We start from the raw sequence: 13,690 nt of genomic DNA, 5'->3' as shown, positions 1-13,690 counted from the left end.
GCGGGCGCAGGTGACGACAGCATCAGCGGTGGTGCAGATGCGGACTCAATCATCGGCGGTACGGGCAACGACACCATCGACGGTGGCACGGGCGCAGATTCGATCAATGCAGGCAGCGGTGATGACAGTGTCATCGGTGGCGACGGCGACGACACCATTGATGGCGGCGCAGGTGCAGATTCGATCACGGGTGGTGCGGGCGCAGACAGCATCATCGCCGGTACAGGCAATGACACCATCGACAGCGGTACCGGCAATGATGTGATCGACGCCGGTGATGGCGACGATGTGATCTATGCCAGCCGCGGAGATGACAGTGTTATCGGCGGTGCGGGGAATGACCTCTATGACTTTGGCGCCGTCTCCGGCCCGATTACTGTTAATCTCGACGGCAATGCAGGCACCATCTCCGGTGACGGAGTGGATACGGTTTCCGGTATTGACCATGTCATCGGTTCTGACGGGAATGATACGTTCAGCGGTGGTACAGGCAATGACACGCTCGACGGCCATGACGGCAGCAATGACGTTCTGACCTTCAGTGACGCGGCGCTGGGCGCGGCCACCTCGGCGGTGACGATTGATGTGGAGAACAGCCTGGCAACCGGTTTTGGGACGCACACGATCACCGGGTTCGAGGAAATCGTGGGTTCTGCCCAGGGTGATACGATCACCGGCGGTGTTGGTGCCAGTGCGCTGACGCTCGACGGTGGTGCAGGTAACGATACGATTATCGCCAATGCATCGGATGAGAGCATCATCGGTGGCTCGGGTACGGATACCCTGTCCTACACGGACAAGGCGGCGGGCGGTCTGACGGTTACTTTCTCAGGTGACGATGCAGGTACCGTGACCGGCCTTGGAACTGACAGCTTCAGCGGTGTTGAAGTCTTTGTTTCAGGTAATCACGACGACACGATCACGGGTTCCTCTGCGGATGACAGCATCCTCGGCAGCGGCGGGGCGGATCACATTGATGCGGGCGCAGGCAATGATGAAGTCTCCGGCGGCACTGGTAACGACCTGATCACAGGTGGCGATGGTGACGATACGCTGTTCGGTGACGAGGGCGATGATCTCATCGAAGGCAACCTGGGCAATGACACGATCAATGGCGGCACCGGTCAGGATACGCTGACCTTTGTGAATTCAGCGTCTGCGATTACGGCGACGATCACGAATGAAAGTGGCACGGTTACCGGTGAAGGCTCGGATACTTTTGATGAAATCGAGCATTTCATCGCATCGGCACAATCCGACACGATCACGGATAATGCCGGGTCGGTAACAATCAATGCGGGAACAGGTGACGATACGATCTTCGCCGGAACCGGTAATGACGTTTATGACGGTGATGCCGGTGCGGATATTCTGAACTATTCGAACATTACCGATGCGGTGACCGTTGACCTGTCGAATGACACGGCGACGGCTGGTGCCGGTAATGATGTGATCCGGGATATCGAGCATGTCATCGGCACATCTGAAGATGATAACCTGACAGCGAAAGACGGTGAGTCGATTACACTGGATGGTGCTGCTGGTGCTGACTCCCTCCTTGGTATGAACGGTGATGATTCACTGATCGGTGGTGCCGGTAACGACATTATCGACGGTGGTGCCGGTGCGGACAGCATTACCGGCGGTACAGGTGATGACTCGATCCTCGGCGGTGCGGGCGCAGACCGGATCGAAGCTGGCTCCGGAAATGACACCATCGACGGTGGTACCGGTGCAGACAGCATCACTGGTGATGCGGGTGCGGACTCCATTCTTGGTGGTGCCGGAGCGGACACCATTGATGGCGGCACGGGTAACGACATTATCGATGGCGGCGCGGATGCGGACAGCATTCTGGGCGGTGGCGGTGATGACTCGATCATTGGTGCCGGTGGAACCGATACGATTGACGCGGGCGCAGGTGACGACAGCATCAGCGGTGGTGCAGATGCGGACTCAATCATCGGCGGTACGGGCAACGACACCATCGACGGTGGCACGGGCGCAGATTCGATCAATGCAGGCAGCGGTGATGACAGTGTCATCGGTGGCGACGGCGACGACACCATTGATGGCGGCGCAGGTGCAGATTCGATCACGGGTGGTGCGGGCGCAGACAGCATCATCGCCGGTACAGGCAATGACACCATCGACAGCGGTACCGGCAATGATGTGATCGACGCCGGTGATGGCGACGATGTGATCTATGCCAGCCGCGGAGATGACAGTGTTATCGGCGGTGCGGGGAATGACCTCTATGACTTCGGCGCCGTCTCCGGTCCGGTTACGGTTAATCTCGATGGCAATGCAGGCACCATCTCCGGCGACGGAGTGGATACAGTCTCCGGTATCGACCATGTCATCGGTTCTGACGGGAATGATACGTTCAGCGGTGGTACAGGCAATGACACGCTCGACGGCCATGACGGCAGCAATGACGTTCTGACCTTCAGTGACGCGGCGCTGGGCGCGGCCACCTCGGCGGTGACGATTGATGTGGAGAACAGCCTGGCAACCGGTTTTGGGACGCACACGATCACCGGGTTCGAGGAAATCGTGGGTTCTGCCCAGGGTGATACGATCACCGGCGGTGTTGGTGCCAGTGCGCTGACGCTCGACGGTGGTGCAGGTAACGATACGATTATCGCCAATGCATCGGATGAGAGCATCATCGGTGGCTCGGGTACGGATACCCTGTCCTACACGGACAAGGCGGCGGGTGGTCTGACGGTTACTTTCTCAGGTGACGATGCAGGTACCGTGACCGGCCTTGGAACTGACAGCTTCAGCGGTGTTGAAGTCTTCGTTTCCGGCGATCATGACGATACGATTACGGGTTCCGCAGCGGCAGACAGCATTCTCGGTGGTGCCGGGAATGATACAATCGTTGCCGGGGCTGGTAATGATGAACTGGATGGCGGTGCCGGGTCGGATACCCTTGAAGGCGGCGCGAATGATGACATCGTTCGCGGTGGTGCCGGCAGTGATCTGATGATCGGTGGCGCTGGAAATGACTCGGTTGATGGCGGTACAGGTCAGGATACACTGAGTTATGCAACGCTCTCTGACGGGGTCACGTTTGATCTTGAAGCAGGCATTGTCACGGCAACGGCCGGTGCCTTTACGGACAGCCTGTCCAATCTGGAAGTCTTCGTCGGATCGACCGGCAACGACCTGTTCCATGTGGGAACGGGCACAGATACCTATGACGGCGGTGCCGGCACGCTTGACCATATTGACTTCAGCGCCAACGCGTCTTCCGGTGCGGTAACGGTTGACCTGCAGGCCGGGACGGCGAGCGGCACGCTTGATGCCGGTGGTTCGTTCAACCACAGCATTACCAATATCGAGTTTGTCACGGGTTCGGCTCAGGGTGACACCATTACCGGATCCGACAATGCAGACAGCATTCGTGGCGGTGACGGTGGCGACACGATCAACGGTGGTGCCGGTAATGATACGCTGTATGGCGAAAACGGCTCTGACAGCATCTTTGGTGGTGCCGGCAACGATTTCATTCGCGGCGGAGTTGGGGACGACACGATTGATGGCGGGACTGGCGACGACATTCTCTACGGCGAAGGCGGTGCCAATGACTGGGTGGTCTATGATCAGGCAACCGGCAGCGTAACCGTAAGCCTCGCTGATACTCTGGCGACCGGCGCATACGGTACCGATACGATCATACAATTTGAACATGTTCTGGGCTCTGCCAGCGACGACAGTATTGTTGGTAACGATGCTGATAACAGCCTGGTGGGTGGTGACGGTAACGACATCCTCTCTGGCGGTGAAGGCAACGACGTCATCAATGGTATGACAGGCAGCGATATCGTGACCTACGCGGATGCGACGGGTGCGGTAACGGTTGACCTTTCAAATGATACGGCAACGGGTGCCGCGGGCGCTGACAGTCTGTTGAGTGTTGAGCATGTCATCGGCTCAACTTCCGGCGATTTGCTGACGGCTAAAGACGGTGAGTCGATCACACTCGATGGTGCCGCCGGTGCAGATACGATCTTTGGTCAGAACGGTGACGACAGCCTGCTTGGTGGCAGCGGTAACGACACCATCGATGGTGGTCAGGGCAATGATGTCATCGACGGTGGTGCCGGTGACGATACCTTCATTTCCAGCCTCGGTGATGATTCGGTTATCGGGGGGACAGGTTCCGACCTGGTGACATATGCGACTTTCAGCGGGCCGGTGACGGTCAATCTGGATGGCGGTGCCGGTTCGATCACAGGGCAGGGCACGGATACCCTCAGCGGTATTGAACGGGTTATCGGTTCGGCCGGTGATGATGTCTTCATGGGCGGAACGGGCACTGACACGCTTTCCGGCGGGATCGGTTCGGATACGCTCACCTTCTCCGATGCGGGGTCGGCAGTAACCATTGACCTGACAACGGGAACGGTAACCGGTTTCGGTACCCACGAAATCTCGGATTTTGAAGTCCTTGTCGGATCTGTCGGGAATGATGTGATCACGGCGGAAGATGACGCGGGCGCGAATGTGACCCTGGATGGTGGTTCCGGGAACGACCTGATCTACGCAAATATCGGTAACGATACCGTCTTCGGCAGCGCCGGAAATGATACCCTGTCCTATAACCTGTCGGTTTCGACAGCCATTACGGTTGTTTTCGCATCGATGGGCGTCGGCTCGGTTACCGGATATGGCTCTGACTCCTTTACCGGTATTGAAGTGTTCGAAGCCGGGGGCGGGAACGATACGCTTACCGGTTCCGGCGGGGTTGATCACCTGATCGGTGGTGCCGGTAATGACACCATTGAAGGTGGCGAGGGCGATGATGTTCTGGCTGGCGGTGCCGGTGTGATGGATTTCCTGATCTATGACGGTGCAACAGCTTCAGTCACGGTGAACCTGTCGACAGGTTCTGCAAGTGGCGCTGATGGTTCAGATACCCTGTCCGGTTTTGAAGGGGTTGTCGGTTCCGATCATGATGATGTCATCATCGGTGCGGCGGCTGACGAAAGTCTGGTTGGGGGTGCCGGTGCCGATAACATCTCGGGCGCGGACGGAAATGATACTCTGATTGGTGGTCTGGGCGACGACACCCTGCTCGGTGGTCTTGGCACGGACAGCATTCTTGGTGGTGCCGGTAATGACATCATCGAGGGTGGTGCGGGCGATGACACAATCGACGGCGGCGCTGATGACGATATCATCGACGGTGGCCTCGGAAATGACTCGATCGATGGTGGTCTGGGTAACGATACCCTGTCGTTTGAAGATGGTGACGCGACATCAGGTGTTGTGGTCGATCTGGCGGCAGGTACTGCAACCGGCGGGCTGGGGACTGATAGTTTCACAGGTATTGAAAACGTTCTGGGCAGCGGGTTCGCTGACACACTGAGCGGTGATGCCTCCGCCAACCTGTTGCAGGGGGGCAGCGGCAATGACGTGATCACGTCTGATGCCGGGAATGACACGATTGATGGCGGTGCAGGCACTGACCGTGCGGACTTCTCAGCGGAAACGTCGGCAGTAACGGTTGACCTGACAGCAGGAAGTGCGACAGGCGCAGATATTGGCACGGACAGCATTGTCGGAATTGAGATCGTAGATGGCTCTGGCGCAGGCGATGTCCTGAAGGGCCTCAACGGCGCAGCTGATACGCTGATCGGCAATGCCGGTGATGATACCTTCCTGTATTCCGGCGGGGGCGACAGCATTCTTGGCGGTGCCGGCGCAGACCGTGTGGACTATACGGCAGCAGCTTCGGTAACGGTTGATCTTGATAATAACGCAGGTACCGTGGCGTCCGCAGGTGGCACAGACAACCTGTCCGGTATCGAGAAAGTCATAGGTTCTGCTGGTAATGACACCTTCCTGGCGGGTGCGGGTACGGACACCCTGCATGCAGGCAGTGGCGTTGATGTCCTCTCCTTTGCCGGTCAGACGAATGCTGTGACGGTTGATCTGTCGGCTGGTTCTGCAACGGGTGTCGGCAATCATGAAATTGCCGGGTTTGAGCATGTCATCGGTTCCGAACAGGGCGATACCCTGATCAGCACCGGCAGCGGCGCGGTCACACTTGAAGGTGGCGCAGGCGCGGATACGTTCCTGGCCGGTGATGCGGATGACAGCATTCTCGGTGGCGATGATACCGATGTGCTCAGCTATGATGCAGATACAAATGGTGTCGTTGTCACCTATTCCGGTGCAAACGCAGGCTCGGTTACCGGTAACGGAACAGATAATTTCAGCGGTGTAGAAGTTCTGCAGGCCAGTCAGGGCGATGATACCGTTTACGGTAGCAGCGCTTCGGATACGGTCTTTGGCGGGCTTGGTAATGACTCTATCGCTGGCTATGGTGGCAATGATAATATTGATGCCGGCGCGGGTAATGACCGTATCTCCGGTGATGGCGGCGATGATGTTCTGCAGGGCGGTGCCGGTGCAGACAGACTCTATGGCGGTGCTGGTAATGACACCCTTGATGGTGGCGCAGATACCGATGTTGCGGCCTACGACAACCTGACAACCGGTGTTACGGTTGATCTGGGTGGTGGTTCCGATACCGTCGTTGGTGATGGTACCGATACGTTGGTGGCTATCGAAGTCGTCGATGGTACATCTGGCGATGATACGTTCTTTGTAACCAGCGGTTCCTACACGCTTGATGGCGGTTCAGGTTCTGCGGATATCTTGTCTGCTGCGAATGCAGGTGGCGGGGTTGTCATTGATCTTGGCAACGATACGGTGACAGGTGCGGCAACCCTTGATGTGTCGGGTTTTGAGCAGATCATTGGTACTAACTTTGCCGATACGCTGACCGGTTCTGCCGGGTCAGAAACCCTGCAGGGCGGCTCGGGTAGTGACGTCTTCCTGTCCAGTGAAGGTAACGACACCATTGATGGCGGAGCCGGTGCAGATCACCTGGATCTGACGGCGCATGCCTCGGGTGTGACGGTTGATCTGGACGGCTATGGCGGCACGGTTGCGCATGGTGGCGGTGAAACCCATGTTCTCAGTGGTATTGAAGAAATTACCGGTTCCGATCTTGGTGACCTGTTCATTGGTGGTACCGGCAATGCAACGCTGCAGGGCGGACTTGGCGTTGATACGATCACTTATGCTGATCAGACAGATGCTCTGACCATTGATCTGGGAACCGGCTCGGTAAGCGGCCATGGCTCGCAGGTTATCAGTGGCTTTGAAGCGCTCCTCAGCGGTAGCGGTGATGACCAGCTGGCCGGCAGTTCTGCCGATGAGACAATCGATGGCGGCGCGGGTAATGACACGATTGCGGCGACCATCGGTAACGATACGCTGATCGGCGGGGCTGATAATGATACCCTGACCCTGTTTGCGGCGACGTCCGGTGTGACAGTCGACCTGTCGAACGCAGGTGCGCAGGCCATCGGCGGCGGTCTTGATAATCTGGTGCTCTCCGGCTTTGAGAATGTCATCGGAACCAACTTCGACGACAAGCTGACCGGTGGTGCCGGTGCAACCACGCTTTCCGGCGGGTCAGGCAATGATACGCTTTATGCCTCAACCGGTGATGACCTTCTGCTGGGCGGTTCCGGCGAGGATGTCTTCTTCAGCGGTACGGGCAATGACAGCATCGTCGGCGGTGGCGGTGACGATAAGTTTGATCTGTCGAATGTCGGGGGTTCGGTTACAGTCGATATGTCAGCCGGAACGGCGACAAGTGCTTATGGCACAGACAGCTTCGTCGGTATTGAGATCGTCTCGGGCGGTTCCTTCGATGACACGCTGACCGGCTCGTCGAATGCGGATGAACTGATCGGTAACGCGGGTAATGACACCCTGTCAGGTGGCTCTGGTGCAGATATCCTGGATGGCGGCACCGGTGACGATATGCTCAGCGGTGGTGCCGGTGCGGATACTCTTCTCGGACAGGCTGGTAATGACAGCATCCTTGGCGAGGCCGGTGCAGACAGCATTGACGCGGGTGCCGGTGATGACAGTGTTGATGGCGGTGCAGCTGCTGACAATATCGTTGGCGGTGCCGGTAATGACAGCCTGGCCGGTGGTACCGGCGCTGATACGATCAGCGGTGGCGACGATAACGACCATATTCTGGGCGGCGCTGATGGTGACACGCTGCTTGGCGACGGTGGCGATGATACGCTGCTGGGTGAAGCCGGTGCTGATAGCATTAATGGCGGTGCAGGTACGGATACGCTCTATGGCGGCACCGGAGATGACACCCTCGCGGGGGATGCCGGGAACGATATTCTCTACGGCGAAACCGGTAACGACATTCTGGATGGCGGTACGGGCGCAGATTCGCTCTATGGCGGTACCGGCGCGGATACGCTGACAGGCGGTGCCGGTGACGATCTTCTGGACGGTGAAGCAGGTAACGACATTCTGATTGATGGTGCCGGCAATGACTCGATCATTGGTGGCAGCGGGACAGACAGCGTGATCTTCAGCGGCAATTTCGCAGATTATGTTGTCTCAACCGGCGGCGGTCTCACGACGCTCGTATCAGGTGGTGAAACCGATGTTCTGTCGACCGTCGAATGGCTTGTTTTTGATGACGACACCGTTGCAGTAAATGCGATCGATACGCTGTTCTCCGGTTCCGGCAGTGATGTCTTCTCCGGCAGTATTGTCGACGACACGATCGATGGTGGCGGGGCAGACGATGATATCTACGGGCGATCAGGTAATGACACGCTGTTCGGGTCTGCTGGTAACGACACGCTGCATGGTGATGCGGGCGCTGATACGCTCAACGGCGGGTCCGGCGGGGATACGCTCCTCGGTGGTGCCGGTGATGACCTGCTGAATGGTAACAGCGGCAACGATATCCTGAATGGTGGCGACGGTAATGACAGCATCGAAGGTGGTGCCGGTGTCGACAGTGTCGTGTTGTCCGGTAACTATGCCGACTATGTGATTACAGGTGGAAACGGGCTTTATTCGCTGGCTTCCGGCGGCTCGGTTGATGTTGTCAACGATGTCGAGTTCCTGGTCTTTGATGACCTTACGATCAGCACGGACTCGGTCGATACAATCCTTGCCGGTGCCGGTGATGATCTGATCCTCGGCGGTATTCTGAACGACTCTATCAATGCCGGTGGCGGCAATGACACGGTCTTTGGTCTGCTGGGTAATGACATTCTCGAAGGTGGTGCCGGAAACGATACGCTGGATGGCAGCCTGGGCAATGACATCCTGACCGGTGGTTCCGGTAATGACACCCTGTTCGGAGGTCTCGGTAATGATACTGCCGTGTTCAGTTCTACAGCAGAAAGCTATAGTCTGACCGAGAGCGGCGGCACCTACACGATTGAAGGTGCAGACGGCACGGATAGCCTCAGCGGCATAGAAAACCTGGCTTTCTCCGACCGTACATTTGATGTGGCCTCGGTGACCGATCTGACAGCGGCAGGCACTGATGATATCCTGCAAGGCAGCGCGTCAGCTGACACCATCGAAGGCGGTGCAGGGAATGACACCATCTTTGGTGAATTTGGCGCGGACTCGATTGATGGCGGTGCAGGGAACGACACCATCCGTGGGGGAGCCGGTAACGATACCCTGGCAGGCGGCGATGGTGATGACAGCCTGCTTGGCGGTGAAGGTGATGACACCCTGACCGGCGACGCCGGTAATGATACCCTGAATGGTGACGCCGGTAATGACACCCTGTTCGGTGGCGCGGGCGAAGATGTGCTGATTGGTGGAGCTGGCAATAACACGCTCGATGGTGGCGCTGACAATGACACTGTACTTGGTGGTGCCGGTGACGATGTTCTGACCGGCGGTACAGGTAATGACCTTGTTAATGGCGATGCAGGCAATGACTCGCTTTACGGCAATGACGGCGCCGATACCTTGAGCGCCGGTAATGGTGATGATTATGCTGCAGGTGGGGCTGGTAGCGATACGATTTTCGGCGGTAGCGGAAACGACACCCTGCTTGGCGAAACCGGTGATGACCTGCTAATCGGCGGCGCTGGAGATGACACACTGACCGGTGGTGCCGGTAATGACAGCCTTGAGGGCGGAACAGGAACTGATCGTGCGGTATTCAGCGGTAATGTTGACGATTATGCCCTGACGGAAAGTGGCGGCAATTACACGATTGTCGGTACAGACGGCACGGATATCTTCTCCGGTATTGAATCTCTGGTCTTCGCGGACCGTACAGTGGATATCGCATCTGTGACGGACGTCACGGCAGCCGGAACCGATGATGCCTTGCAGGGCAGCGCCTCCGGCGACACCCTTTCGGGCGGCAGTGGTGAGGACATTCTGTTCGGTGAATTCGGCGACGATACGCTCACCGGTGGTGCCGGAAATGATACGCTTTACGGCGGTACCGGTAATGATACAGCGGTCTTTAGCGGCAATGCGATGGACTATGTCCTGACGGAAAGCGGCGGTACCTACACGATTGTCGGTGCAGACGGCACAGATATCTTCAGCGGTATCGAGACGCTGTCCTTCGCTGACCGTACATTCGGGATTGCAGCGGTTACCGATGAGACGGCTGCCGGAACGGATGATGTCATTCAGGGTGGAGCCTCGGGTGATACGCTCAGTGGCGGCTCAGGTAATGATACGCTGTTCGGCGAATTCGGTGCCGATACCATCTCCGGTGGCAATGGGGCTGATACCCTCTACGGCGGCAGCGGAAATGACACGCTGAACGGTGGTGCCGGTGATGACTCCATCCTCGGCGGCGCGGGGACGGCGGATACGCTGGTCTTCGCCAACACGGCCCTGAGTTTCATCGTCTCGGAAAGCGGCGGTGTTTATACCTTCGATGGTGATGGACAGACAGATACGGTTCAGGATGTCGAGTTCTTCGCCTTTACCGACACAACTATCGGTCTTGACGCTGTGACAACCACCGGAACCGGTGCAGACGAGACCATCTTTGGTGGACTTGGTGCCGACACACTGGATGGTGGCGCCGGTAACGATACGCTTTATGGTCTCTTCGGTAATGACACCCTGCAGGGTGGTGCCGGAGACGATGTCCTTGATGGTGGCACAGGTGATGACATCATCAACGCTGGTGCAAATGACGATAACATCATTGGTGGCAGCGGTTCGGACTCCGCGATATTCGGCGGTAACAGTGGTGATTATACGATCACTGAATCAGCCGGTAGCTACACGCTGATCGGAGCCGACGGTACAGATACGATGACCACGGTCGAGTTTGTGGTCTTTGATGATGATACGATCTCGACAACAGCACAGGATCTGACCGGTACAGCTGGTACGGATGTCCTGAACGGCAGTGTTCTGGCCGATACGATCAGCGGTGCAGGCGGCGATGATACCCTGTTCGGTTATCATGGTGATGACACTCTGCTGGGTGGTTCGGGCAACGATACGCTGTTTGGCGGTAATGACGATGATACCCTCGACGGCGGTTCCGGAAATGATGTCCTGAAGGGTGGCTCCGGTATCGACAGCCTGCTGGGTGGTGCCGGTGATGATCAGCTCTGGCTTGATGCTTCTGCCCTTGGTTCAGCCGAGATGTATGATGGCGGTGCCGATGACGACATCCTGATGCTCGACATGACAGGCGGTGGGACGGTTGACCTGACCTCAATCACGGCGTCGATCAGCAATGTGGAGCAGATTCAGCTGGGTGCAGATGCGCATGAACTTGAACTCTCGGTATCAACGGTCAAGGGTATGACGGACAGTAACAACCAGCTCATTATCTCCGGCGATGCGAACGACTCGGTTGTTGATAGTGCCGGTGGCTGGTCGCTACAGGGCTCTGCCGGTGGTTATTCGACTTATACGAAAGTCGATGGTGGCGACACTGTCACACTTAAAGTTGATGACGACATTACCAACATAAACCTGACCTAAGTCCTTGTATTTAAAGTAACTAGGTTTTCCCGCGCCAGTTTTCCGGCGCGGGAATTCCGGATTCTGGTCCTGTATTCCGGTTTGTCCCCAGAGGCGATTTGACGCTGCCAGACTGCAGGGTTAACTAATTGTGTTCAGGGTTGGAGGCAACGAGGTACGGGATGCGTGACGTTACATATTTGAAATATATCAGAATTAGTGCGTTCGCCATTATGGCGATGCTGGTTTTCAACACAGCGCCGGCGATGGCTTCCCCGGATGAAGCAAAGGCCCGGCTTGAAAGCCTGGCCACCGAGGCGCTTGGGCATCTGTCCAACAAGGACAAGACACGGGAAGAGCAGGTTGCCCTGTTCCGTGAGTTAATGGTCAAAACCTTTGATCTTGATCTCATTGCCCAGTTTGTCGTTGGTCGCTACTGGCGTCGGGCCGATGAGGCCGAGAAGAAAGAATATCTTTCGCTGTTCCGGGATTACATGGTGGCGACCTATTCGGTCCGTCTGAATGAATATAACGGCGAATCACTTAAACTTGTCGGTGCGCGGAGTACCGATCAGGACGGGGATGTTCTGGTTGATACGCTGATTACCCGCGATGTCGATAATCTGCAGTTGCCGGTCGCCTGGCGGATGAGGAAATCCGGAGACAAAGGGTATCTGGTGACGGATATTCTGGTCGACAATGTCAGCCTTGCGGTCGCCCAGCGTTCAGAATTTGTCTCGGTCATCAGGGGGAATGGCGGCACTCTCGGCGGCCTGAACGAAAAGCTCCGTGCCCGTATGGGGGCAAACCCGTCCTGACTAGCCTGTAACCGGCGGAATAACCGGTTTCTGTGACAATATTTTATATTAAGGGATGTTCCATCGATGGTTAAAGCAGTCCGAATTCATGAATATGGTGGCCCTGACAAGATGGTCCTCGATGATGTTGATGTCGGTGACCCCGGGCCAGGTGAGGCCCGTGTTGTTCATCAGGCCTGTGGACTGAACTATATCGATACCTATCAGCGTTCCGGGCTTTATCAGTTGCCGGCACTTCCGGCTATCCTGGGTATGGAAGCATCTGGCGTTGTTGAAGCTGTCGGCGAGGGGGTGACCGTTGTCGCACCGGGTGACCGGGTCGCCTATGCCTGTGTTCCCGTCGGCGCCTATTGTGAGTCCCGTGTCATGCCTGCGGAGAAGCTTGTGAAGCTTCCGGACAGTGTCAGTTTCGAGGTCGGGGCGGCCTGTATGTTGCAGGGGATGACGGTACAGTATCTGCTGCGTCAGACACATGTGGTGAAACCCGGTGATACCATTCTTGTCCATGCAGCCGCTGGTGGTGTCGGACTGCTGGCCTGCCAATGGGCGAAGCATCTGGGGGCAACCGTAATCGGGACTGTCGGTTCGGACGCAAAAGCGGAACTTGCGAAGGCAGCGGGCTGTGATCACCCGATCGTCTATACCCGGGAAGATTTTGTTGCCCGGGTACAGGAAATTACAGGCGGCAAGGGTGTGCCGGTTGTCTATGACTCAATCGGCAAGGATACGCTGATGAAATCTCTGGAATGCCTGTCGCTTCGCGGACATCTCGTGAATTTCGGTCAGGCGTCAGGCCCGGTAGAAAACTTTACGCCGGGGGTTCTCGGCTCGAAGTCAGCATCTCTGACCCGTCCGACCCTGATGCATTATACGGCGACCCGTCCTGATCTTGAATCCTGTGCCGGTGAGCTTCTGGACCTGATTGATAAAGGCGTCCTGAAGATCAATGTGAATCAGACTTATGCGCTGGCGGATACAGTGCAGGCGCATAAGGATCTGGAGGGTCGAAAGACAACGGGTTCGACAGTTCTGATTCCCTGACG

General features: G+C 57.0%; 3 protein-coding genes. All 3 read left to right on the top strand.

All coding sequences use genetic code 11. The features are described 5' to 3' along the window. The coding region (locus GH722_00730) for a hypothetical protein (GenBank protein ID MRG70278.1) at positions 1-11,850 on the top strand (11,850 nt) is incomplete at its 5' end. Positions 11,851-12,011: 161 nt separating this feature from the next. Next, the gene (locus GH722_00725) at positions 12,012-12,647 is read left to right on the top strand and encodes a hypothetical protein (GenBank protein MRG70277.1); all 636 of its coding nucleotides are present in this window, start codon (positions 12,012-12,014) and stop codon (positions 12,645-12,647) included. Between the two features lie 66 nt (positions 12,648-12,713). Continuing rightward, positions 12,714-13,688 carry an NADPH:quinone reductase gene (locus GH722_00720; protein ID MRG70276.1) on the top strand — a complete coding sequence of 325 codons (975 nt, stop codon included), beginning with the start codon at positions 12,714-12,716 and terminating at the stop codon, positions 13,686-13,688. Positions 13,689-13,690 lie beyond the last annotated feature (2 nt).

The sequence above is a fragment of the Alphaproteobacteria bacterium HT1-32 genome, assembly GCA_009649675.1.
Lineage (GTDB): Bacteria > Pseudomonadota > Alphaproteobacteria > Rhodospirillales > HT1-32 > HT1-32.
This window is presented reverse-complemented; position numbering and strand designations above follow the sequence as displayed.